Consider the following 23,072-nt stretch of genomic DNA (forward strand, 5'->3'; position numbering starts at 1 on the left):
CTTTACGTCCTCCGCCCGGTGACCTCCCCGCGCGTGGCGCGCCGGCATCGTGTCCAGCGGACACGGTGGGGGCAAGCGCCTTCGCGCGAGAGAAGGAGGAAGGGAGCGGCGACTACGCTTCGAGCAGGCGGCCCAGGCGGCGCCAGTCCACGAGCTGGACGTTCTCCTCGGCCAGGTCGAACTCCAGCGAGCGGCGCATGCCCAGCACGTCGCCGCCCATCTGGAAGGGCACCTCGCGGTCGAAGTCCATGCGCAGGCGCTCGACGAAGAAGTCGTGCATGCGCGGCATGGGGTGCTCCCCGCGCCACAGCCGGAACATGTTGCGCGTGGCCTCCATCACCCCTGCGCCGTACACGCGCACCGACAGCCGGTGGGGCACCGCCTGCGCGAAGGGGAACGCCTTGAAGCCGAAGCCCCACTCCGGCGTGGTGGCCGCGCCGGCCACGCCCGCGGGCCCCCGGTACAGGAGCGCGCCTTCGCCGCCGTTCGGTATCGGCCGCACCGCGCCCGTCGGGTCCATGGTCAGCGCGGAGCCGCCCAGGTTGTAGACGGACACATTCGGGTTGCCCTCGCCGAACATGTGCCGGGGCACCGTACGGGTGAACATGGCGCCCAGGTAGCCGCGCAGGCCCGCCTGCGAACTCTTGAGCGGTCCGGCGGAGGCGAGCTGGTTCTTGAAGTCTTGAATCATCTCCGCGTCCCAGCCGGTGCCCGCGAAGGGCGCCACCCGGCCCTCCACCCGCACCAGCGAGAAGGGGCGCAGGGGGGGCAGCCGCTCGCCGTACGCGGCGATCTGCTTCAGGGCCACGTGGGGACGGGGGGCGCCGGTGACACGGGCCCAGGCATTGCCGGTCCCCAGGGGCAGCACGCCGATGGCCGGGAGGGCCACACCCTGGGAGCGCAGCTCGTTGAGCAGGCCGGTGATGGTGCCGTCGCCTCCGCCCGCCAGCAGCAGACTGGGCGGGTCGTGCCGCAGCTGATCCACCCACTCCCGCGCTTCTTCGAGGGAACGGGTGAGGGCCACCCGAGCCCGGGGAAGCAGGTCGCGGACCAGCCCCCCCATGCCCTCGGAGCCTTTACGTGCACGCAGATTGACGAGGACGGCGATGTTCATGGCGGGCGCGACTCTTCTCCAGGTCATGTCATGGCCCCGTCACGGAGTCCCCCGGAATGAGGGCTCACCCCCCGAAAGGTGGGCATCACGCCCCCAGGGCGTGGGAGAGCCTCATGGCCAGACGGCGGTCGCTCGCACGGCGGCGCAGGGACACCGCCGCGGCGGCCAGTCCTCCCGCGACCAGAAGACGGCGCAGCCATTGTTTTCCGGCCCCGTGGTAACCGCCCGACGTCCCGGTGCCCTCCGGCATGGGCTGGAAGACGTTGCCGGAGGTGGCGCCCTGCCGCTCGTCCTTGAAGTGCAGGGCATCCGTGCTGGCGCGCATGAGGTGCTCGAAGCTGGCAGGGAACAGCCCGTGCATCGCGGCGAAGCTCTTGCCCGCGGGGCCGACGAGGGTCTCCGCTTCGGGGTGGCGCAGGACGCGCAGGATGGCGCGGGCCACGCGCTCCGGCGCGTAGACGGGCTCCACCGGGCGGATGCGCCAGCCGGTGTAGTTGGCGGTGTGGCGCCACAGGGGCGTGTCGATGGCGGCGGGCATCACCGTGCACACGTCGATGCCGGTGCGCAGCAGCTCCTGGCGCAGCGACGCGGAGAAGCCGCGCACCGCGAACTTCGAGGACACATAGGCGCTCAGGTACGGCGCCGGCACCGTCCCGAAGGCGGAGGACACGTTGACGAGCGTCCCATAGCCCTGGCGGCGGAACTGGCCCAGCGCCGCGCGCGCGCCGCTCACCGTGCCGAAGAAGTTGACCTCCATGAGCTGGCGGAAGGCCTCGTCCGGCGTCTCTTCCAGGCTGCCCAGCATGTACACGCCCGCGTTGTTCACCCAACCGTTGAAGTGGCCGAAGGCGCGCACGGCCTCCTCCGCCAGATGGCGCACGGACGCTGCGTCCGCCACGTCGGTGGGCACCACGAGGGCCTGGATACCCAGGGCCTCGCACTCGGCCGCCAGGTCCTCCAGCGGCTCCTCCCGGCGCGCGGCGAGGACCACGTGCGCGCCCTTCTTCGCCAGCAGCAACGCCGTGGCGCGGCCAATGCCGCTGGAGGCTCCGGTGATGACGATGACCTTCTTCTTCCAGGCGCGATCCATGGGGTGGGGTCCTCGGGAAGGTGGGATGGGCGTCGCCCGTGACGCCCCACGTCGGAAAGTGGGGACGAAGCAGGAGTCGTACCCGTGCCTCCGGTGGCTCACCCGGAGGGCAGCCAGCGGAGCAGGGAGGCCCATGGCTCGGACGGGCGTCCAGGTCCGGGACCAGGAGCGGAGTGCAGGGCGTCGCTGGCCTGGAGGGCGGACAGTCCGGTAGAGGACGGAACGCGGCCTGCATCGCTGGCCTGGCATCTCCTTCCACTCCCACGTGCCCATGCGCTCCGTGCTCCAGACCTCCGTTCCGAAGTCGACCCCGTTCGCGCTGCTGCTGTGCCTGCTGTGCACCGCGGCGCAGGCCGCGCCCATGCGGATGGTGGTCTCCAGCGGCGACTGCCGGGACGCGGAGCTGAGCGGCCAGTCGAAGGCGTTCTACGACTCGCTTCGCGCCCGCTCCGAACAGCGCGTGCTGGGCGCTCCCGAGTTCGCCGAGCGGCTCTTCCCCGCCCCCCCGCGCTCCTTCGAGGAGCTCCAGCGACAGCTCGACGCCGCGCAGGACCAGTTCTACGAGGGCCGCAACGGCAAGGCGACCCAACTGCTGGACGATGCGCTGCGCGACATCAAGCGCCTGCCCGCGGGGGAGGAGCGCTGGAAGCTCTCCGTGCACGCGCAGCTCTTGCACGGCATCAACCACCGGGCGCTCGGGAAGCTCAAGGACAGCGACGCGGCCTTCCTCCAGGTGCTGCGGCTCCAGCCGAAGTACCAGCTGGACCCGGACCAATACGCCCCCTCCATCCGGCAGGCCTTCGAGAAGCTGCGCCGCGACCTGGCGCGGGCCCCGAAGGTGAAGCTGTCGGTGAAGTCCACGCTGCCGTCATCGGACGTGTACCTGGACGGCCTGGGCGTGGGCCAGACACCGCTCACGCGGGAGCTTCCCGCCGGGGCGTATGATCTCTCCGTGGTGAAGGGGGACGTGGTGAGCTTCCCCCGGCAGGTGCAGGTCCAGGGCGCGGACACACCGCTGCTGGTGGACCTCGCGTACGAGGGGTCGGTGACAGCCGCGCCCTTCCCGTGCCTCGACGTCGCGGATGGGAACGAGGAGCGCACGCTGAGCCACGCGGTGCGCCTGGGCGGCACGCTCGGGGTGGAGGAGGTCATCGTCGTGCGGCTGGAGCGTCCGAGCAGCGGGCCCAAGTGGTTCGCCGCCACGGTGCTCAACGTCGAGGGCGGGCAGAAGCTGCGCGAGGGCGGCTTCAAGACCCAGGGCCTGGAGGCCCCCAGTGAAGCGCTCCACGCGCTCGTGGACTTCGTCACCACCGGCCGCTCACCCTCGAACCTGGTGGTGATGAACAACGCCAACGGCCGCGCGCCCTGGGACGCGGGCGCGCGGGCCACGCCGGTCTCCAGCACGGGCGCGGACCTCACCGCCCCCAGCCTCTTGTCAGAGGAAGGGACCCTGTCCACCACCGCGGCCCCGGCGAGCACGGGCCTGCGCACGGCGTCCTACGTGGCGCTGGGCGCGGGCGTCGCGGTCCTGGGCGGCGCGGGTGTCGTGCGACTGCTGGCCCAGAACGACCTGGACGGCCTGGAGGCCCGCCGCGCGGCGAACGATGGCCGGCTGGTGAGCACGGATGCCCAGACCGTCGCGCTGCGCGACTCGCTCGTGAAGAAGAGCCACCTGATGACGGGCCTGCTCGTCGGCGGGGGCGCGGCGGTCGTGACGGGGGCGGTGCTCTACCTCGTGTCCTCGCCCGCGAAGCTGGCGCCTCCCATCACGCTGGGCGTCGCGGCGGACGGGACGGGCGCGGCGGCGAGTGTCTCCGGGTCGTTCTAAGCGGACATTCCGGCGGGAAGCACCGGGGCCGTGCGCATAGAGTGCCGCCCCATGCGCGCTTCCCTCCTCCTGCTGCTGCTCACGGCGAGCACCGCCCTCGCCGCGCCCCGGACGTTCCGCGTCGACTACTTCCACACCGGCAACGCCACCGAGGAGCGCTTCAGCCTGGAGCGGCTCGTGGTGGAGCCGCTGCCCTGGCCGGGCCACCCGACGCGGACGATCGACGACACGAACCTGGGCAAGTACCTCTTCGAGGTGAGGGACCGGAAGACGAACCGGCTCCTGTACTCGCGAGGCTTCGCCTCCATCTTCGGTGAGTGGGAGCTCACGGGCGAGGCGACGCAGGGCCACCGCACCTTCAGCGAATCGCTGCGCTTCCCCAGCCCGGAGGGACCCGTCCAGGTCCTCCTGAAGAAGCGCGACGCGCAGAACGCCTTCCGCGAGGTGTGGTCACTGGTGGTGGATCCGAAGGACCCCTTCGTCGACCCGTCCTCCCCGCCCGCGCCGGGCGCGTTGATCAAGTTCCTGGAGAACGGCCCGCCGCAGGACAAGGTGGACTTCCTCATCCTGGGGGACGGCTACACGGAGGCCGAGCGGCCGAAGTTCGAGAAGGACGCCCGGCGGATGCTGGACATCCTCTTCAGCTATTCGCCCTTCAAGGAGCGCAAGGCGGACTTCAACGTCTGGGGCCTGATGCCCGGGGCAGCCGAATCCGGCATCTCGCGGCCGTCCACCGGCATCCACCGCCGGCCCCCCCTGGGCTCCACGTACGACGCCTTTGGCGCCGAGCGTTACATCCTCACCTTCGACAACGCCGCGCTGCGTGACACCGCCGCCTTCGCGCCCTACGAGTTCGTGGAAATCCTGGCCAACGGCAACACCTACGGCGGCGGCGGCATCCACAACCTCTTCGGCACCGTGGCGGCCGACAGTCTCTGGGCCCCCTACGTCTTCGTCCACGAGTTCGGCCACCACTTCGCGGGCCTCGCGGACGAGTACTACTCCTCCGCGTCCGTCTACGGCCCCGCGCCCGAGGACCGGGTGGAGCCGTGGGAGAAGAACGTCACCGCGCTCAAGGACCCCACGCAGCTCAAGTGGAAGGACCTGGTGACCCCGGGCACTCCCATCCCCACGCCGTGGAACCAGGCCGCGTTCGACGCGCATGCCGTCCAGGTCCAGCAGCTCCGGCAGAAGATTCGCGCGGAACGCAAACCCGAGGCGGAGATGGACGCGCTCTTCACGTCGCAGCGGGACTGGGAGGAGAAATTCCTGGGCGCGCTGAAGGTGGCCGGGAAGGTGGGGGCCTTCGAGGGCGCGATGTACGAGTCGCGCGGCTTCTACCGTCCGCAAACGGACTGCGTGATGTTCACCCGCGACCGCGTGCCCTTCTGCGCCGTCTGTCAGCACGGCATCAGTGAAGTCATCGACCTCTACGCGGGTCCGGCGCGCTCCCAGACGCGGAAGACTCCCTGACTTTCAGAGATTCCAAGGGTCCTGTGCGTGACAGGGATGTGGCAGGGGGTTGGGCAAATGGACGCCCCCGCGTTTTCAGGTGTAAGGGGGACGCAGTCTGCAATCTGAAACCCCCAGGGGAGGCATTCACATGCTGAAGCGGAGCTGGCTGCCGGCGCTCGTGACCACCGTGTTCGTCACGGTCGGTACGGGTTGTGGAGATGAGTGTGTTGATCAGTTCGACTGCCGCGACAAGGGCACGCCGCCCGTGGGGCAGGCCTACGCCTGTGTCGAGAACAAGTGCGAGCTGCGCACGCTGACGCCGGTGCCCGAGGAGGACGCGGGCACGGGGACGGATGCCGGCACGGACGCGGGCACGGGGACGGATGCTGGCACGGACGCGGGCACCGGGACGGATGCGGGCACGGACGCGGATGCCGGCACGGAAACGGACGGCGGCACCGGTTCGGCGTGTACGCCGGCCTGTACGCTGACGCAGGTCTGCAATCCGACGACGCTGGTCTGTGAGGATTCGGGCCCGGCCGTGACGGACACCAGCGCCCAGATCGCCGCTTTCAAGGCGGCGGCGGGCACGACCTATGATCCGGCGCTGCCCGTCAACGGCGCTTTCGTGACCTACGTCAAGCCCGAGGTGGGCGCTGACGTCGCGGGCTTCTTCCTGCAGGCGGAGGCGAACGGGCCCGCGATGTTCGTCGTGTCCCCGGCCGGCACGGTGCAGGTGGGTGACCGCGTCGAACTCAACGTCACCGGCGCGACGGTGCTGAGCGGCGTGAACAAGGCGGCCAGCAGCTTCACCGGCCTGAAGGTCGTCAGCTCGGGTCACCCGGTGCGCAACCTCAACACGGCGACGCCCGCGGGCCTCGTGGTGGACCGCTCCAGCGCGCCCACGACGGAGCTGCTCGACAAGGCCGACACCTACTTCGCGACCATTGCCCGGATGAGCGGCACGCTCAATGGAGCGTCCTCGGCCAGCGGCGGTGGTCACGTTGCGTTCACGTTCAGGACGTCGGGCATCAACAACGCGAACCTCAAGCTGCGTGTGACGGAAGACGTGGCGGCGGGCCTGGGTCTCGTCGATTCATGCGCCGTGACGCTGGGCGCGGGCCCCATCTGGAAGTTCACGTCGACCGCGACGCCCCCGGTGACCACGGTGCAGCCGTCCGCGTACGCCACGGCGGACCTGTCCGGCATCACCTGCCCCGTGCCGACGCTGGCGAGCGCCATCGCGACGTCGCTCACCGAGGTCAAGGTCTCCTTCAGCCGTCCCATCAACGCGGCCAGCCTCACGGACGTGCCGGGGCAGTTCACGTTCACCAATGGCATCCAGGCGCAGAGCGCGACGGTCAGCGGCAAGGACGTCCTCGTGACGACCTCCGCGCAGACCGGTGGCGCGGACTACGCGGTGTCGGTCGCCTCGTCCGTGAAGGACACGGTGGGCGGCGCGGTCACCATCCCCAACACGGCGGCCTTCAAGGGCTTCCGCACGGCGGCGGTCCTGCGCCTCACCGAGGTGCAGCCCAGCGCGGCGACGCCGGCCAACCTGGACCTCCTGGAGTTGCAGGTCATCACCGCCGGCTCCACGGGTGGCATCCAGGTGCAGCAGGACGTCAACTCCGCGGTGCTCCTGGCCGCCCTGCCCGACGTGCTCGTGGCTGAGGGGGACATCATCGTGATCCACATGAATGGCACCGTGGACAGCGAGACGACCGCCAAGAACCAGTTTCCCACCAGCAGCAACGCGGCCAACTACGACACCGCCTGGGACTTCAAGGGCACGACCGCGAACCTGCCGTTCTCCAGCCGGATCATCGTGGTGCGCGACGCGCAGAACCAGATCCAGGACGCGGTGCCTTTCGGGCGCAGCACGACTGCGGCGCCGGGCGCCTACCCGGCCAACCTCCAGGCCATCCAGGCGGCCGGTCAGTGGCTGCCTGCGGACTGCGGTGGCGTCCTGCCCTGCACGACCACCACCACGCCGACCGCGCAAGATGTCTCCGCGGACTGGACCGCTCTGCCCACGTCCGGTGCGACGGCGGCCAGCAACTCGGTCCGCCGCATCAGCGCCACCGACACGAACACCAAGGCGGACTGGGCCGTGGGCGCGCCGTCCTGGGGTGTCGCGAATCCGTAGTCACTCCCCGTGACATCCTGAAGTGACAGGGCCGCGATCCTCCTGGGATCGCGGCCCTTCTTCTTGTCCGCCGGTGGATATGTCACGCTGTCCCCTGTCGGGACGCGCCGCCCGCCATCGCGGTGGGCCTCTGTCTCGAGTCCGCGGCGAACCCCGGCGCCCGGCTCGGATGGCCCATGTCCCTTCCTCGCGTTCTTGCTCCGCTGCTGGCCCTGCTGCTCAGCGCCTGTCCCGGCCCCACGCCCTCCCCGCCTCCCGACAGCGGCGTGCCCCTGGATGCGGGACAGAATCCCGACAGCGGCGTCACCGTGGATGCGGGGCAGACTCCCGCGCTCACCATCTCCAGCGCGACGCTGGCTCCCGCCGAAGCACTCGCGCCCTATGAGGCCGCGCTCATCGCCTCCGGAGGGCAGGCGCCCTACTCCTGGCGGGTGACGTTGGGCCCGCTCGTGGACGGGCTCACGCTGTCCTCCGAGGGTGTGTTGACGGGCACCCCGCGCTTCTCCGGTGACAGCACGTTCACGGTGGAGGTGCAGGACGCCCAAGGCACCCGCGTCGAACAGACGCTGTCCCTGCGAGTCAGCGGCACCACGTTCGCTCAGCTCCCGGACGCCTATGTCTCCGAACCCTACACCTGGACCTTCCACGTATCCGACGGCGCCGTCGCCCCCGTCTGGAGCACCGGGAGCACGCTGCCGGACGGGCTGCGCCTGGAGGCCGGGGGGAACCTGTCCGGTGTGCCTGGCGCCCCCGGGAGCGCCGTCATCACCGTGGGCGTCCAGGACTCGGGCCGCGCCGCCTCCTGGACCCAGGCGCTGTCCATCCTCCCGCTGCCGTCCATCACCTCCACCCTGCTGCCGGACGCCGAGGAGGCGCAGCCCTACTCCGCGACGCTGACGGCGACCGGAGGAAAGGTGCCGCTCGTCTGGAGCGTGGCCCCGGATGCGCTGCCCGCGGGCCTCACCCTGTCGGGCGCGGGAGTCCTGTCCGGCACGCCCACGCAGGAAGGCGCGGCCTTCACCGTCACCATCACCGACGCCAACGGTCGCACGGCCTCGCGCGAGCTGCGGCTGTCCTTCGCCTCCCGCGACTTCGAGCTGAAGACCCTGACGCTCGCGGACGGACGCGTGGGCGAGCCCTATTCCGGAACGCTCGTCGCGTCCGGCGGACTCAAGCCACACACCTGGAGCTTCACCGGCACGCTGGCCGCCGGTCTGGCCCTGGCCCCCGAGGGCACCCTGTCCGGGGTGCCCACCGCCGCGGGCACCGTGCCCTTCACCGCCACCGTGCGCGATGCGACGGGACAGACGGTGTCGCGCCGTCTGCCGCTGACGGTGCTCGCGCCTTCCAAGCTGTTCACCGTGGGCCACTGGAACCTGGAGTGGTTCGGCGCCCCCAACCAGGGACCGCCGCGCTCCACTTCCGACGGCGGCCTGCCGGATGATCTCCAGATCGCGGGCGCCCGTGAGGTGCTGGGCTCCGCCAGCGCCCATGTCTGGGGACTCGTGGAGATGGTGGACACCGCCGACTTCGACACCCTCAAGGCCGGGCTGCCGGGCTACACGGGCTTCCTCGCGAACAACTCCACGTATGTGCTGAGCGGCACGTCGCTGTACTCCGCGGGCGAACAGAAGCCGGGCATCCTCTACGACAGCTCCCTCACCTACCGCAGCGCGCAGATCATCCTCACCGCGCAGGCCGCGGACTTCGGCGGACGCCCGCCCCTGCGCGTGGACTTCACCACCCGCATCCACGGCGAGGATGCGCCGCTGGTCGTCATCGTCGTGCACATGAAGGCGTTCGAGGACCTGACCTCCTACGGGCAGCGCCTGCGCTCCTCCGCCGCGCTCAAGAACTACCTGGATGTCTGGCTGCCCGAGGCGCGCGTGCTCGTCATCGGCGACTGGAACGACGACCTGGATGAGTCCATCGCCAAGGACAACGGCACCGCGCTGCCCACGCCGTTCGCGAACTTCCTCGACGACCCCACGCACTACACGTTCATCACCCAGTTGCTCACCGTCACCCGCAACCGCACCACCGTGGAGTACGACGAGGTCATCGACCACACGCTCACCACCGACGAGATGACCATCGAGGCCGTGCCCGGCACCGTCCAGGTGCTCCGTCCCGAGACGTCCATTCCGGACTACGCCGGGGCCGTCAGCGACCACTACCCCGTCCTCAGTCGCTATGACTTCAGCGGCCCCGCCGGTCCGCGCGTGAAGCTCACCGAGCCCCTGCGCGGCACCTTCGTCGCGGGCGAGACGCTGACCTTCACCTGGCGCTCCGCGGGCGTGGGCACCGTGCGCATCGAGGTCTCCTACGACGGCGGCGAACACTGGAGCGTCATCGCCCCGTCGGTGTCCGCGGCCATGGGCCGCCATGCGTGGACGGTGCCGGACCTGGAGAACCCCACGGTGCGCGTGCGCGTGGTGGACACCGCGAAGGACTCGCGCTTCGACATGAGCCCGGAGGCGCTCTGGTTCACGCGCACGCACCCGCGCGTGTTCATCAACGAGTTCTTCGCGAGGCCGCAGGGCAGCGCCGCGCTCGAATTCATCGAGGTCTACAATGCGGGTCCCGCCGCCGTGGACCTGTCGCGCTGGAGCCTGTGGGACGCCATCTCCTCGCGGCACGTCTTCGCGCCGGGCACGACGCTCGCCCCGGGCCGGGCCCTGGTCATCTACGGCGGCTCCACGGCCTTCCCCGCCGGCACGCCCGACACCGTCGCGGCCTCCAGCGGGACGCTGAGCCTCAACAACGACAGGGACACCGTGCAGTTGCGACGCACCGACGGCGGCATCGTGGACACCTACGCCTACGCGAACCCCGTGGACAACGTGTCCGACAACCGCACCCCGGACCTGTCGCCGGACGCGGGCTTCGCTCGGCACACCACGCTGCCGCCTGGACTCACGTCGTCGCCGGGCCGCCGCGCGGACGGGGGCGCCTTCTAGGGACGGGGGCTATCGCAGCGGCGGTGAGGTGGGGTCCGGCTCGGGTGCATCGCGCCCGGGCACGGCTTCCAGGTCCCGGGCAATCCATCCTGCGTTCGTGTCCTCGTAGGTGACGCGGATCTCATCCCCTTTCGACAGGTCGCGCAGCGCCACGGGCTGGTCGTCCCGGCGCAGGTGGGTGCCCGCTTCCACGCGGACCTCGCGCTCCTCGCCGTAGCCGTCCACGAAGAGCACCTCGTCGTCGCCCACCCAGGACACCTTGCCCGCGGCCCAGCCCTGCGCCTCGGGCCGGCCGGAGCCGCCGGTTCCCTCGGGCATCGGCTGCGTGGAGACGGTGCTCCCCTTCACGTCCTCGCCCGCGGCCTTCAAGGCTTCGGGCTCCACCCGCTCCTTGGAGGCCATCAGCCCGCGCAGGACGTCCGAGCGCCCCTCGCGTTGCTTCGCGGAAGGGCCCTCGATCTTCGGCTCCTCACGTCCACATGCCCAGAGGCCTCCCAGCCCCACGAGGCCCAGCACCAGCAGGCCCGCCGTCCCGCGCATTCCACGCATTGGCCACGTCCTCCCGCTTCGTGCGAAAGGGTCCACTCCCCATCACGGACCCCAACCCCACTCCCTCGGGAAAAGATGCGAACGCTGCGTCCCTCCGGGAACCACGGGCCACGCTCGCGAGACCCGGCCGGAAGGGCCCCGGTCCTTCCTGACAGGGGAGCAGGCCGGCAGGCACGGCGACCCGACACCCCCTCGTCTGGCCGGCTGCCCGGTCTGGCCTGCCGGGTGTCGCGCCCCTCCCCCGCGCTGGCGGGGTGATGGGCATGGGACGAGGAGACCCCACGGGCCGTTTCGGGGTGATACTCGCGTCCGGTACCTCCGGTGGAGCGGGGGTTCGAGGATGGCAGGCATGCGCGGGCGGCTCATCGGGGTGTTGACGGTCCTCCTGGTCGGGTGTGGCCTCGCGCTGTTCTGGGGCCTGCGCTCGGGGGGACCGGAGGTTGCGGACGAGCGCGCCACGGTCGCGCCCCAGGGGCTGGTGCCTGTCGCGTCCGCGCCGGGTCGCTCCGACAGGCCGGATGCGGGCGACACGACCTCGCTGGCCCAGGCTCCCAGCGAGGCGGAGGGCGTCCTGGACGTGGAGGTCCTCGTGGGTGAGCAGCCCATCGCGGGGGCTCACGCACGGCTCTACAGGCAGGGGACGCGAGACGCTTCGCCTGGGACGACGGCGTGGCGGCGGGAGGGCGAGGGCGTCACGGACGCGCGAGGACACGTCCGGATCGCGTCCGGGCCGGGGCGCTACCTGATGGCCGTGCGCGCCCCCGGGCAGGCCACGCTGCTGCGGGACGTCGTGCGCCCCCAGGGCGAGCGCCTCACGTCGCTGCGGGTCTCGCTCCTGCCCGGACAGTCGCTCACGGGGCGCACGGTGGTGAAGAGAACGCAGGAATCGCTGCCGCTCGTGGAGTTGATCCTCACGGCGCACGCCCGGACGCTGGAGCCATGGCAACGCGCCGAGGCTCCCGACGAGGAGCGCGTCTACGTCACGAGCGACGCGCGAGGGGCCTTCCGCGTGGAGGGGCTCGCGCCCGGCACCTGGCGGCTGGAGGCCCGAGCGCCCGGCCACGCGCGCACGGTGATGGAGCGCCTGCGGATCCCTTCGGAGGGTCCGGTGACGGTGGCGCTCCGGGTGGCCGGCGTCATCGAGGGCTTCGTCGTGGACGCGAAAGGACTCCCGGCCACGGACGCCGAGGTGCGGGTGGACGGCAGCTTGGATCCGGGGGTGACGACGGGCGCGCAAGGTGGCTTCTCCCTCGAGGTGGAGCCTGGCTCCCACACCCTTTCCGCGCGGCGCGGCGACGAGTCTGGCGCGCTCGACGCGCCCGTCGTCTCCATCGCGGGGAGTATGGTGCGCGACGTGCGGATCCGACTGGGACCGGGCGCGCGGTTGGAGGGCCGCGTGGTGGAGCGCTCCTCGGGCACGCCGGTGGAAGGAGCCCGCGTCGACCTCCATCGCTCGGGCGGCGACGAGGACGCCGGCCGTGCCCTGTCGGACGCCGAGGGCCACTTCCGGCTCCAGGGGCTCGCGCCCGGCAGCTACGACGCCAGGGTGAGCGCCCCGGGCTTCTCGTCCACCGTGCGGTACGGGCTGACGGTGGGCGCGGGCGAACGCTTCCCCGTGGAGCTGATGCTCTCGCGCACTGGAGCGGTGGAGGGGCTGGTGCGCGAGGGGAACGGCAGCCCGGTGGCCCAGGCGCAGGTGTCGCATCTCGCCCCGGGGAACGACGAGGACAGCGCGCCGGGCGAAGCCCGCACCGACGCCAGGGGGCACTACCGGCTCGAAGGGCTGCCCACGGGCTGGGTGCACCTCTCCGTCCGACGTGAAGGCGCCACGGTGGGCGTCGTCCAGTCAGTGGAGGTGGGCGAGGACGGCGCGACCCGAGCGGACTTCACGCTGGGGGGGACGGGCACCGTGGTGGGCGTGGTGCGCGCGGCCCGGGGCGCCCTCCCCCAGGGGACGCTGAGCGTGACGTCCCTCGGCGTCGGAAGCACGGGCCCCGGGGCCCCGGGAGCGGTCGCGGTCGGGGCGGATGGAACCTTCCGGATGCTCCTCCCGCCAGGGGGCCACATGCTGCTGCTCACGGAGCGCGGCCGCTTCGACTCAAGCGCGCAGCAGTCGGTGGGCGTGCGGGCGGGACAGATGGTCCAGGTCGTGTTCACCTGGGAGGATTCACGCGATGCGAACGATTACCGGGGCGTCGTCCTGGAGTCGGACGGCACGCCCTCGCCGGGGGCCTCCATCACGCTCACGGCCGCGGACGGACGGGGCAATCCCCTGATGATGGACTCCGCGGACGAGGAGGGCCGCTTCTCCATCTCCCTCGCGCCAGGCACCTCCATGCGCCGCGTGGTGCTGAACGCGCGCAACGGCGGACGTTCGAGTGACGCCGTGCCCGTGAGCGCCGGGCAGGAAGTCGTCGTGAGGCTGCGCTCCGCGGCCTCGCTCCAGGGCCGGGTGGTACGCGAGGACGGGCCCGTGCGCGGCTTCAGCCTGGTCCTCCAGCTCCAGAAGGGCTTCCTGGCCCAGGGACAGGGGCCGCGGGAGTTCCCGGGCGAGCGCTTCGAATGGAAGGGCGTTCCGGCCGAGCCCCTGAAACTGGTCGCGCGGACAGCGGACGGGGCGACAGGAGAGGCACTGGTGACGCCTAGCGTGGGTAGGATGCTCGAAGTCGAGATAACCCTGAAGGCCTCCGCCACCGTGTCGGGCCGGGTGGTGGACGCGGTCACGAAGGCGCCCTTGCCGGAGGCGTTCGTCTCCATCGAGGGCGAGACGCACGGGGAGGACCGCGGCCCGGACGAGCAGGGGCGCTTCACCCTCACCGACGTACGCCCGGGTGAGCGTACCCTCATCATCATGGAGCCCAACCATGAGCACGTGAGACGCCCGCTGAAATTGCAGGCAGGTGAGATGTTCAACGTGGGCCAGATTGAACTGGCGCCCAGACCGCCGACGTCGGGCTCTCCATCCCCGTGAGACCCCGGGCGGCGCTCAGCCCCGCCCGCGCCGCCACTCAGGCGGGCAGCCGTCGCGCAGCACTCCGGCCGATGCCACCGCGCAGGCGAAGCTGGTCGTCATGGGCGCATGCAGCCAGTGGCCTCCCATGTAGAGCTTCACCTCCCGCTCCCGCACGACATGGTCGACCTTCACGTCGGCGCCCACCCGCTCCATGAGCGCGCCATCTCCCACCGACACCACCGACTCCAACTGCGCGGGCAGCGTGGGCATCCCGCCCGCCGAGCAGAGGATGACCGCGCCTCGCGCCGCCGCGCGGTCCGTCACCTCGCGCATGGGCGACTCCAGTGCACGGAGCGTCGTGCCGAGGCTCAGGTTCAGCAGGTCCACGCCCACCTCGTCGAGCATCCACCCCAGCGCCTCCACGAGGCACAGCGAGTGCCCACGCACGCCCTCGTCGAGGACGCGCGCCACATACAGCTCCACGTCCGGCCAGGGGCTGACCTGATCATGCAGGATGCTCAGGATGGCCGTGCCATGTCCGTGCGTGTCCTCCAGGTCCAGCGCGGTATCGCCAGCGCGCCACGCCTCCAGCTCCTCGCGTTCGTAGACGCGCGCCTCCAGCTCTTTCGCCTCCAGGTCGAGCGTGAAGCGGGCCGCTCCCGCGAGCTGGAGCCCCTGCTCGCGCAGGAAGGCCACCTCCACGCCGCTGTCGATGATGCCCACCTTCTTCACGGAGTCCCGCCTCCCGGCCCCGGAAGCCGGGCGTGCCCCAACTGCCGGAACACGTAGGTGCCCAGGGTCACGGACTCCGTCCGGGGAGGAACGGCGTCCGGGACGGACACCGTCAAGCGCACGAGCCAACCCGCGACCAGCATCAGCGCGCCCAGCCCCGCCACGAGCAGGAGCGTGAGGAAGCCAATGCGCCGCACGACGAAGAGGCCGGGATGATCCGGATCCTCCAGCAGGGGAAGCCGCGCGGGGAGCGGCGGTGCGACAGGGCGTAGGGGCTCGTGGGTCATGACCGTTCGTTCCCGTCGCCGCGTCAGGCGGCGTCCGCCTCGCCCACGCCTGTGCGGTACAGCCGCCGGTAGGGAGCACAACGCGCGAGCAGCTCCGCGTGCGGGCCCCGGCCCACCAGCTGACCTCCCGCGAGCATCCACACCTCGTCGGCCAGCGGCGCGTTGGCCAGCCGGTGGGTGATGAACAGCACCGTCTGTCGCCGCTCCCGGGCCCGCGCGAGCAGCGCGTGGACGATGGCGGCCTCGGTCTCCACATCGAGCTGCGAGGTGGCCTCGTCCAGCAGCAGCACGGGCGCGTCGCGCAGCACCGCGCGGGCCAGCGCCAGCCGCTGCCGCTGCCCACCGGAGAGGCTGGCGCCCGCCTCGGCCACGGGCGTGTCGTAGCCCTGGGGCAGTGCCGCGAGGACGGACTCCAACCCGCACAGTCGCACGGCCTGCCGCAGGTCCTCGTCGGACACATCGGAGAGGCCCAGCGTGAGGTTGTCGCGCAGGGTGCCGTGGTACAGCTCCACGTCCTGCCACACCACGGCGAGCTGCCGACGCAGTTCGGACAGCTCCAGGGTCCGCGCGTCGCGTCCGTCGTACAGCACGCGTCCCTGGCCGGGCTCCTCCAGCCGCGTCAGCAGCCGCGCCAGCGTCGTCTTCCCGGAGCCGCTCGCCCCGACGATGGTCACCACGGCACCGGGCTCGATGCGCGCGCTCACCTCGCGCAGCACGTCCTGCTCCGGCGCATAGCCGAAGGACACGTTCTCCAGCTCCACCCCGCCGTCCAGCCGCCGCGCCAGCGGAGCCGGGAGCTGGAGGGAGCGGTTCGGATCCTGCTCCGGCGTCTCGTTCAGGTACTCGAAGAAGCGCTGAAGGTGGACGCCGCGCTGCTGGAGACTCGTGACGAAGGAGATGACCTCGATGACCGGACCGCGCAGGTACGCGGCATAGGCCACGAAGGCCACGAAGCCGCCGAGCGTGAGCTGCCCCTGGAGGATGAGCCGCCAGCCCAGCCACGTGAAGAGCGCCGTCTGCGCTGCCTCCACCGTGCGCTCGAACAGCCGCAGCCGCCCCTCCACCCCATGAGCTTGCAGGTGTGCCTGCAACACCGACCGCATCAGCCCCGCCGCGCGCTGGTAGATGAACGGCTCCAGCGCCAGCACCTTCGTCGTGCGGCTCTGCCGCAGGGTCTCCACCTGGAGCGCGTTGAGCGAACCGTGGACGCCCATCACCTCCTGCCACGCGTGGCCCATGGCGCGCCCCATCACGAGCGGCACCGCTACGACGAAGGGCAGCGTGGCCAGGGCCGCCAGCGCCAGCTCCCAGTGGAGCGAAGCGAGCGTGAACGGGATGATGATCAGGAAGCTGAATTGCGAGAAGACGAGCCGCAAGAGGCCCAGCACCAGGGACATCCCGGCCTTCGCGTCCTCGAAGCGGCTGGTGAGTTCGCCCACCTGGCGCCGAGAGAAGAAGCGGTCCGGCAGGTGTTGCAGGTGGTTGAAGAGGTAGAGCGCGGCGGAGCTCTCCAGCTTGATGTTCAGATAGGACGAGTAGAAGCCCAGCAGCGCCTCCGCGAGCGCGGCCGCCACCGACGCGGCGAGGATGCTGACCACGAGGACGTGGAGCAGCTCCAGGTCCTTGAGCGACGACACGTGGTCGAACAGGAGCCGCGTGAGGAAGGGCGGCACCAGGAGCAGCAACGTGATGACGGGGCCCAGCAGCGCGCCCCGGGCGAGCGCGCCCCAGGCGGGCCGCAGCAGGCGCAGGAGCGCCGCGAGGTAGCGCGCCGACTGCCGCAGCCCGGGAGGTCCCTCCTCCTGCATCGCGCCGGTCTGTTCCATCAAGGGACCCTCACAGGTGCGTGAGCACGCTGCGCGCGAGCGCGTCCACTTCCTCGGGGATGGCGTGGACGCGCAGTCCGGTCTGCTGCTCCAGCCGCTGCCGCGCGGCCTCCAGCACCTCGTCCCGGACGCCCAGGAACCACGTCTCCGTCCATCGGCTGCCCAGCAGCTTGCGCCCGCCCATCATCGCCAGGCCCACCACCGTGCAGGGCACGTCGTGCTCGCGGGCCAGCGTCTCCAGATATTCGCGCGTCGCGAGCACGTCCTCCGGCTTCGTGTCCACCGACACGCTGAGCACGACGAGCCGGGGCAGGAACGTCTCGTAGATCATCGTGGAGGCGTTGGTCCGGCGGTCCGCTCCGGCCGGAGAGAAGAGCAGCCCGTTCTGCCCGCCGGTGATGACCACGTCGCAGTCCCGGGCCAGGTCCAACATGAGCCGCCGCTCGAACGCCAGGCGCTGGTCGGCGTCCACACGCAGCACGCGCGAGTAGCCGGTGTCCGAGCCCAGCAGGATGCCCGTGGGCTCCGTGGAGTGATGGCGCACGCGCACGTGCTTCGCCAGCGCCTCGCGCAGGTACACCTGCGTGGTGAACTTGCCCTGCACTGTGTCCGTGCCGAAGACGCCCAGCAGGTTGCGCGGCTGGTAGTCCACCGGACCCGGCGGGTGCGCGAGCGCGTCCTGCTCCGGCACGGCCACGCGGTAGAAGAGCGAGGGGTCCGGCTCCAGCCCGTCGAAGAGGTCGTAGTAGAGGATGTCGTCGTACAGCGACACCACCGGCAGCCGCTTGCGCGTGGCCACTTCGAGCAGCGCCCGGACGTGCGGCACCTCGGACTCGAAGTTCAGTGAGCAGGTGAAGACGACCGCATCGAAGTCCTGCTTCGAAATCTCCGAGGGATCACTGTGCACCGGCACGGACAGCGACCCGGCCTGGATGTACGCGCCCGCGTCGTTGAGCGACACGGTGTCGTCGAACACGACCGACGCAGGCGCCACGCTCTTCTCGCGGAAGCGCAGGAGCGCGTAGCCCTCCTTGTTGTACTTGAAGACCGCGGTCCGCTTGCCGCCGAGCACTTCCGTCACCTGCGCGCGCGTGTACATGTGGCGGCTGCGCAGCGTGGGGGCCTGGAGGATGGGCAGCCGCTGGTCGCCCTCCCAGATCTCCCCCAGCTTCCGGTACAGCACCTCCGGGTCGTACTTGGGATAGGTGCGGGTGTCCGGCGCGATGAGCAGCGGCACGCCGTAGTCCGGCATCTGGAAGGTGTGCTCGCGCTCGGAGCCCTCCACGCGCAGCGCGTAGCGGGCCTGCGGGTGCAGCAGGAAGTATTGGAAGGAGACGCGCAGCCCCGCGACGTCCACCACCTCCGGGTCCAGCGTGATCTCCCGGCGCGCGTCCGACGAGCCCTGGCGCGACAACCGGCGCAGGAGGAATGGCGGCGGCGCTTCCTCTCCCGGCGGCCCCACGTGGATGAGCACGCACTTGAACGGATCCACCGGGAAGGCGGTGAGCAGCTCGGGTGTGAAGTGCGGCAGGCGCGACACGACGTCCGCGTAGCGCTGGAGGAACAGTGTGCGCGCGCGCTCCCGCTGCGTGGGATCCGGCATCATGAACAGCAGGTCACTGCCGCTGAAGACCTCGAAGCGACGCCACGTCTCGCGCGTCTCCGCGTCCACCGGCTCGGGGAGCTGCGCTTCCACGAGCTTGATGAGTCCGAACATCCAGCAGTTGCCCGGCGTCAGCCAGTGCTCGCTGTAGAAGTCCCGCCCCCACGTCGAATAGTAGAGCCGGGGCAGGGACGGAGGAGGCGGCACGGGCGCGGCGACGGACACCTCCCGGGGCAGCTCCGGCTGCATCACGCCGTCCAGCCACTCGATGCCTTCGTGCCACCAGTGGCCGAACAGCTCCGTGTCGAAGGCCAGCACGAACGTCTGCCCGTCCTGCACGAGCGAGCGGCGCGACTCCAACAGGTCCCAGAACGCGCGCACGTGCTGCGGCACCTGTGCGCGGGCGGCCTCCAGGTCGTAGAGGCCCTTCTCGCCCAGCCCCACCTGCTGGCCCGTCACCGCGTGGTACTTGAGGCCCGTCCACACATGCCCGCGCTTGTTCGCGGGCACGGGCACGCCCAGTTCGTCGAAGTACTCGGGCCGGACGTCGAAGCCCACGTCGCGGAAGAACTCGCGGTAGACGGGATGCGCCGGGAAGGTGGCGTCGGGCGACTTCCACAGGTGCAGCCCGATGCGGTAGTCGTGGACGAGCACCTCCAGGTCCTCGTGGCGGAACACGCCGCTCGGGTCCTGGGGCTGCGAGGCGCCAATGCCGTTGAGGCTGAGCGCGGTGCGGCGGATGCCGTGGCGCGTGAGCACGCGCTCGATTCCGGGATGGAAGGCGCACTCGGGCAGCCAGAAGCCGTCCGGCTCTCGGCCGAACACATCCTGGAAGGACTCCACGCCCCGCGCCACCAGCCGGTCCGCGGTTGCGGGCTCGAAGAAGGGCAGGAAGTTGTGCTGCGGGGAGGACGTCCACAGTTGCACGCCAGGCAGCCGCGAGCGCCCGAGCTGCGCGAACACGTCCCGCAGGCTGTGCTCCTTGAGGAACGCGAGGCTGTCCTCCACGCGCCGCAGGTACATGCCCGCGGTGCGGTGGATCCGCGACAGCGCCTCATCGGAGAGCGACTGCGGGAACTTCTCGTAGCGGTTGTAGAGCTCCAACCGCGACGTGCGCTCCACCTCGCGCGTGGCGATGCGCCCGAGCAGGTGCAGGTAGCCCGTGTAGCGCTCCTCGCAGGCAAGGAGCTGCTGCACGAGGCACGGGGTGAAGGACATCACCAGCGTGCCGTTGAAGCGCCGGGAGTCCCAGCGCTCCAACATCCGGAACAGCGGCAGGTACGTCTCCGTCAGCGCTTCGAAGAGCCAGTTCTCCGGCTCATCGAAGAGGGGCCCCGTGCCCAACACCTGCGGCATGTGGGTGTTGAGGATCAGCGTGAGGCTGGGATTCATGGGGGCCGTGAGACGAAGGGAAGCGTGAGGCTGAAGGCTAGCGGCAATCCTCGTAGGGGGACGTGGCGCCGTCCTCCGAGCACACCCGGTGGGCCGAGTTGTACAGGTCCTGCCACACCGTGCCCGGCCCCGACGCGACGAGCGTGTACGTGGTGGACGAGAAGTTCGACGTGGCGAAGCCCATGACGTCCGGGCCGCCGTTCACCGTCTCCAGCAGTTCCGAGACATCCTTGCGCGTGTAACGCATCCGTGACCTCCGTGTGTGGCGTGGGTGAGAGCGTGCGGCGCTGGCTAGCAGCCGAAGGTCGCGGAGTCCTCGGGGGCGACGCGGCCGCCGTCCTCACAGGTCCAGCGGGTGCCCCAGCTGTTCTGCCACACCATGCCGCCGCCGAACGAAGGGACCAGCGTCCAGGTGGAACCCACGATCATCGACGTGGAGAAGCCCGTCACATCCGGATCACCCTGCACCGAGTCGAGCAACTCACTGACATTCTTGCGCGTGTAACGCATCCGAAGACTCCGTGTGCGGCGATAAGGGTGGAAGACAGCGGGTGCTAGCGGCAGGCGGTGGATGCGTCCTCGACCATGACCTGGCCGCCGTCCTCACAGACCTTGTGGCCGGGGTAGCTCACGTCCTGCCAGATTGTCCCGCCCGCGGACGCAACCATCGTGAAGGTGTAGCCACCGAACGTGGACGTCCAGAAGCCCATCACGTCGGGACTGCCCTGAACGGTGTCGAGCAGCTCGGAGATGTTCTTGCGCGTGTACCGCATGGGGAGGCTCCAGCAGGTGTCAGGTGGGGAGGTTCCGCGAAAGACGTGAAGCCTAGGAAAGGACCTGGGAAGGAACAAGCCAGGGAAGGTGGGTGAGCATGGCCCCTGCTACACTTCCCCCCATCCGGAGGCCCGGTCCATGCGCCGGGTCTTGATCAGCACACGCAGGCAGTGCTGGAGAGCCGCGCCGGTCCCCTCCCCGTCGCCATCCCGTCAGTAGGTGCCCCAGCGCGAAGGCAGGGGGGCGCTCCACTGCGTCGCCGAGCCGGGGGTCGCCAGCGGGGTGGTGCCGACGATGCGCATGACGCTGGAGTCCGTTCCCAGGTCGGACCAGTTCACCGCGATGTTGCGGCAGTAGCGGTCCTTCGCGAGCCCCGTGTCCATGTTGTGGATACAGGGGGTGGCATCCCAGACGCGATCCGCTTGCAGGCGCTGGACCGCGGCGACCGTTTCATCGGGCATGACGCCGGAGTCCCTGACGAAGGGCACGCCATCCACGGGCGAGCCATCCGCCGCGAGCAGTTCGAAGACCTTGCCGGAGTAGCTGAGCGAGCCCGGCAGGCTGAAGTCCCAGGCCGTGGCGGTGAAGGGCGCCGTCTGGCCACAGGAGGCCGGTGCTCCAGGTGCATCGGTGCAGTCGCCGCCCAGGTGGAGCACCAGCACGGCCCCGGCCGCCACCGTGTAGCCCTGGGGGAAGGTGAAGCGGAAGCCAGCGTTGGTCAGCTCCACGAGCGAGATGCCACCCAGCGTCCCGCCGGTGACGGCCACCAGTTCGATGAGGTCCTGCGGGTGTGTGGGGTTGATCTCCGTGATGCGCAGCGAGGCCTCCGGAACGGTGGTGCCGCCGTCCGTCCCCGCGTCGATCTGACCGGCGTCCGTGCCCGCATCGGTGTGCCCCGCGTCCGCGGCGCCTGGACCGGCATCCGAGCCGGCGTCACCGTCCGTGCCCGCGTCCGTCGGCCCCGCGTCCTGCACGGGGGTTTGAACACAGAGTTCGTCGACACAGACGATGTCCGGCCCACGGGTCGCGCAGTCGCGGTCGTCCGTGCACTCGGGATCCGCCGGGCATCCGGCGAGGAGCGGGAGCAGCACGAGGGCTGCGAACATCGGGGCGCCACGCGGACGGAACATGGAAGGACCTTGGGCCAGGGGACTGGAGACCCTGCGGGAATCACGGGGCCGGAGTTGGAGAATGGCACTGGTATAGCTGGCCCCCCTGTCATGGCGGGGGCTCTTCACGGGCCCCGGGCCGCGCGTAGACTCCCGGCCATGAACCTCTTTCGTGGCCTTGCGCTGCTGGCAGGTGGGCTCGCGGCGCTCTCCGGGTGCGCGACGCTCGATACGTCGAACCTGTCGCCGTCGTGTCGCAGCCAGCACAACGCGTGTCTCAACAGCTGCCAGCCGTCCTCCCGGGCCGCCTTGCGGATTCCCCAGGACTCCGTGCAGGGGCAGTCCGTGGGCCGCACACCCGATACGCAGACGCCGGGGTGTGTCGACGAATGCAACCAGCAGGCGAAGACCTGCTCCTGAGGGGAATGGGCGCATGCAACCGGAGCACTCCGAAACCCTGGACGGTTCGACGCCGGACGTCACGCCGCTGGCGGCGGAGGTCGGAAGCCGTCAGCCGCTGAGCGCCTTCACGCTGCTGGCGGGAGGCGATGTGTTCGAGGCGCGCGGAGGCCGCCCTCCTGTGGAGGGACCGACGCGTGCCCGTGCCTATGTGCAGGCGAAGCTGGAGTTCAAGACCTACGGTGCCCCCGCCGCGCAGGTGCAGCGGGTGCAGGAGGAGATCGCCCGGCAGCTCTCCGGCAATCTCGCGCTCATCGCCCGGATGGAGGCCGCCCGGCCCCTCACGCTGGAGCTGATTCCTCCCGGACACGCCCTGGCGAAGTATGGCTATCCGAAGGCGGTGTCACCGCGGGCCGCGGGCCTGTTCTGGGACCGTCCGGACTGGCCCCGGGCGCGCATTGCGTTGAGACAGGATCGGCTGGAGTCGGAGCAGTACCTCGTCTTCCACGAGATGGCGCATGCCATCCAGGGGCTCGCCTTCACGAAGGACGAGAGCGAACTCATCTACCGCACCGTGCTGCGCACGTATCGCAGCCGCGCGGCGGTCGACGAGGTGTTCGCCATCTACAGCGAGCGCGAGTTCGTCACCGGCGTCTCCGCTCACGATCTGCGCGCGCCGGGGGTGTACGGAATGGCCCGTCAGCGATGGAACGAGGAGCACCTGTTCACCCGCTTCGTGAGGAACCTCTACTTCCCCTACAAGCCCCTGGCGGGCGGCAACGCCGGTTCAGCGACCTCCAGCTTCGGCTGATACGGCCACCCTGGGGTCCGCGTGAGCGGCGGCGGTGCTGC

Annotated in this window: 18 protein-coding genes; 7 read left to right on the plus strand and 11 right to left on the minus strand. The window is 70.6% G+C overall.

Translation table 11 applies throughout. The features are described from left to right. Positions 1-112 precede the first annotated feature (112 nt). Both OV208_RS05920 and OV208_RS05925 read right to left on the minus strand, forming a co-directional pair. Positions 113-1,114, minus strand: a complete 1,002-nt coding sequence (locus OV208_RS05920; protein WP_267572857.1) for a diacylglycerol/lipid kinase family protein — start codon at positions 1,112-1,114, stop codon at positions 113-115. 85 nt (positions 1,115-1,199) lie between these two features. Continuing rightward, the gene (locus OV208_RS05925) at positions 1,200-2,204 is read right to left on the minus strand and encodes an SDR family NAD(P)-dependent oxidoreductase (protein ID WP_267572858.1); all 1,005 of its coding nucleotides are present in this window, start codon (positions 2,202-2,204) and stop codon (positions 1,200-1,202) included. Between the two features lie 271 nt (positions 2,205-2,475). Between OV208_RS05925 and OV208_RS05930 the strand changes: the two genes are divergently transcribed. The 4 genes from OV208_RS05930 (at position 2,476) to OV208_RS05945 (ending at position 10,596) form a co-directional block, all read left to right on the plus strand. Beyond that, on the plus strand, positions 2,476-4,032 hold the full coding sequence (locus OV208_RS05930; RefSeq protein WP_267572859.1) for a PEGA domain-containing protein: 1,557 nt from the start codon (positions 2,476-2,478) through the stop codon (positions 4,030-4,032). Between the two features lie 51 nt (positions 4,033-4,083). Then, positions 4,084-5,505, plus strand: a complete 1,422-nt coding sequence (locus OV208_RS05935; RefSeq protein ID WP_267572860.1) for an IgA Peptidase M64 — start codon at positions 4,084-4,086, stop codon at positions 5,503-5,505. 130 nt (positions 5,506-5,635) lie between these two features. Beyond that, the gene (locus OV208_RS05940; RefSeq protein WP_267572861.1) at positions 5,636-7,636 is read left to right on the plus strand and encodes a hypothetical protein; all 2,001 of its coding nucleotides are present in this window, start codon (positions 5,636-5,638) and stop codon (positions 7,634-7,636) included. A 176-nt stretch (positions 7,637-7,812) separates the two neighbouring features. After that, entirely contained in the window at positions 7,813-10,596 is a 2,784-nt protein-coding gene (locus OV208_RS05945; RefSeq protein WP_267572862.1) for a putative Ig domain-containing protein, read from the plus strand. 9 nt (positions 10,597-10,605) lie between these two features. On the opposite strand, the gene OV208_RS05950 is transcribed toward OV208_RS05945, so the two are convergent. After that, the gene (locus OV208_RS05950; protein ID WP_267572863.1) at positions 10,606-11,145 is read right to left on the minus strand and encodes a hypothetical protein; all 540 of its coding nucleotides are present in this window, start codon (positions 11,143-11,145) and stop codon (positions 10,606-10,608) included. Between the two features lie 349 nt (positions 11,146-11,494). Here OV208_RS05950 and OV208_RS05955 point away from each other — a divergent pair, with 349 nt between their 5' ends. After that, a complete protein-coding gene (locus OV208_RS05955) occupies positions 11,495-14,116 on the plus strand; it encodes a carboxypeptidase regulatory-like domain-containing protein (protein WP_267572864.1) in 2,622 nt (873 codons plus the stop codon). A 15-nt stretch (positions 14,117-14,131) separates the two neighbouring features. Here OV208_RS05955 and OV208_RS05960 read toward each other — a convergent pair whose 3' ends face one another. The 8 genes from OV208_RS05960 to OV208_RS05995 form a co-directional block, all read right to left on the minus strand. Continuing rightward, positions 14,132-14,830, minus strand: a complete 699-nt coding sequence (locus tag OV208_RS05960) for a S8/S53 family peptidase (RefSeq protein WP_267572865.1) — start codon at positions 14,828-14,830, stop codon at positions 14,132-14,134. After that, positions 14,827-15,117: a hypothetical protein gene (locus OV208_RS05965; protein WP_267572866.1), complete on the minus strand. Its 291-nt coding sequence runs from the start codon at positions 15,115-15,117 to the stop codon at positions 14,827-14,829. The genes OV208_RS05960 and OV208_RS05965 overlap by 4 nt, the downstream gene beginning before the upstream one ends. Positions 15,118-15,140: 23 nt before the next feature. Continuing rightward, positions 15,141-16,943, minus strand: a complete 1,803-nt coding sequence (locus OV208_RS05970) for a peptidase domain-containing ABC transporter (protein WP_267572867.1) — start codon at positions 16,941-16,943, stop codon at positions 15,141-15,143. A 10-nt stretch (positions 16,944-16,953) separates the two neighbouring features. Beyond that, positions 16,954-19,938 carry a DUF1611 domain-containing protein gene (locus tag OV208_RS05975; protein WP_267572868.1) on the minus strand — a complete coding sequence of 995 codons (2,985 nt, stop codon included), beginning with the start codon at positions 19,936-19,938 and terminating at the stop codon, positions 16,954-16,956. Positions 19,939-19,975: 37 nt separating this feature from the next. Then, positions 19,976-20,185 (minus strand): hypothetical protein, encoded by a 210-nt coding sequence (locus OV208_RS05980; protein ID WP_120541179.1) that lies wholly within the window; start codon positions 20,183-20,185, stop codon positions 19,976-19,978. A 44-nt stretch (positions 20,186-20,229) separates the two neighbouring features. Beyond that, positions 20,230-20,448 (minus strand): hypothetical protein, encoded by a 219-nt coding sequence (locus OV208_RS05985; RefSeq protein ID WP_267572869.1) that lies wholly within the window; start codon positions 20,446-20,448, stop codon positions 20,230-20,232. A gap of 44 nt (positions 20,449-20,492) precedes the next feature. Next, complete coding sequence (locus OV208_RS05990) at positions 20,493-20,711, minus strand: hypothetical protein (RefSeq protein WP_267572870.1); 219 nt, start codon at positions 20,709-20,711, stop codon at positions 20,493-20,495. A 213-nt stretch (positions 20,712-20,924) separates the two neighbouring features. Then, positions 20,925-21,818, minus strand: a complete 894-nt coding sequence (locus OV208_RS05995; protein WP_267572871.1) for a hypothetical protein — start codon at positions 21,816-21,818, stop codon at positions 20,925-20,927. 162 nt (positions 21,819-21,980) lie between these two features. Between OV208_RS05995 and OV208_RS06000 the strand changes: the two genes are divergently transcribed. Next, positions 21,981-22,241 carry a hypothetical protein gene (locus OV208_RS06000; RefSeq protein ID WP_267572872.1) on the plus strand — a complete coding sequence of 87 codons (261 nt, stop codon included), beginning with the start codon at positions 21,981-21,983 and terminating at the stop codon, positions 22,239-22,241. Between the two features lie 13 nt (positions 22,242-22,254). Further along, complete coding sequence (locus OV208_RS06005) at positions 22,255-23,031, plus strand: hypothetical protein (RefSeq protein WP_267572873.1); 777 nt, start codon at positions 22,255-22,257, stop codon at positions 23,029-23,031. Positions 23,032-23,072 lie beyond the last annotated feature (41 nt).

Source organism: Corallococcus sp. bb12-1 (assembly GCF_026626765.1).
Lineage (GTDB): Bacteria > Myxococcota > Myxococcia > Myxococcales > Myxococcaceae > Corallococcus > Corallococcus terminator.

What these genes read in the sequence shown, in the direction of transcription:
- OV208_RS05985 (WP_267572869.1), bottom strand. Translation starts at nt 20,448, where the DNA reads ATGCGTTACACGCGCAAGAATGTCAGTGAGTTGCTCGACTCGGTGCAG.
- OV208_RS06000 (WP_267572872.1), top strand. Translation starts at nt 21,981, where the DNA reads ATGAACCTCTTTCGTGGCCTTGCGCTGCTGGCAGGTGGGCTCGCGGCG.
- OV208_RS05925 (WP_267572858.1), bottom strand. Translation starts at nt 2,204, where the DNA reads ATGGATCGCGCCTGGAAGAAGAAGGTCATCGTCATCACCGGAGCCTCC.
- OV208_RS05980 (WP_120541179.1), bottom strand. Translation starts at nt 20,185, where the DNA reads ATGCGTTACACGCGCAAGGATGTCTCGGAACTGCTGGAGACGGTGAAC.
- OV208_RS05940 (WP_267572861.1), top strand. Translation starts at nt 5,636, where the DNA reads ATGCTGAAGCGGAGCTGGCTGCCGGCGCTCGTGACCACCGTGTTCGTC.
- OV208_RS05950 (WP_267572863.1), bottom strand. Translation starts at nt 11,145, where the DNA reads ATGCGTGGAATGCGCGGGACGGCGGGCCTGCTGGTGCTGGGCCTCGTG.
- OV208_RS05970 (WP_267572867.1), bottom strand. Translation starts at nt 16,943, where the DNA reads ATGGAACAGACCGGCGCGATGCAGGAGGAGGGACCTCCCGGGCTGCGG.
- OV208_RS05920 (WP_267572857.1), bottom strand. Translation starts at nt 1,114, where the DNA reads ATGAACATCGCCGTCCTCGTCAATCTGCGTGCACGTAAAGGCTCCGAG.
- OV208_RS05975 (WP_267572868.1), bottom strand. Translation starts at nt 19,938, where the DNA reads ATGAATCCCAGCCTCACGCTGATCCTCAACACCCACATGCCGCAGGTG.
- OV208_RS05990 (WP_267572870.1), bottom strand. Translation starts at nt 20,711, where the DNA reads ATGCGGTACACGCGCAAGAACATCTCCGAGCTGCTCGACACCGTTCAG.
- OV208_RS05995 (WP_267572871.1), bottom strand. Translation starts at nt 21,818, where the DNA reads ATGTTCGCAGCCCTCGTGCTGCTCCCGCTCCTCGCCGGATGCCCGGCG.
- OV208_RS05935 (WP_267572860.1), top strand. Translation starts at nt 4,084, where the DNA reads ATGCGCGCTTCCCTCCTCCTGCTGCTGCTCACGGCGAGCACCGCCCTC.
- OV208_RS05965 (WP_267572866.1), bottom strand. Translation starts at nt 15,117, where the DNA reads ATGACCCACGAGCCCCTACGCCCTGTCGCACCGCCGCTCCCCGCGCGG.
- OV208_RS05930 (WP_267572859.1), top strand. Translation starts at nt 2,476, where the DNA reads ATGCGCTCCGTGCTCCAGACCTCCGTTCCGAAGTCGACCCCGTTCGCG.
- OV208_RS06005 (WP_267572873.1), top strand. Translation starts at nt 22,255, where the DNA reads ATGCAACCGGAGCACTCCGAAACCCTGGACGGTTCGACGCCGGACGTC.
- OV208_RS05955 (WP_267572864.1), top strand. Translation starts at nt 11,495, where the DNA reads ATGCGCGGGCGGCTCATCGGGGTGTTGACGGTCCTCCTGGTCGGGTGT.
- OV208_RS05945 (WP_267572862.1), top strand. Translation starts at nt 7,813, where the DNA reads ATGTCCCTTCCTCGCGTTCTTGCTCCGCTGCTGGCCCTGCTGCTCAGC.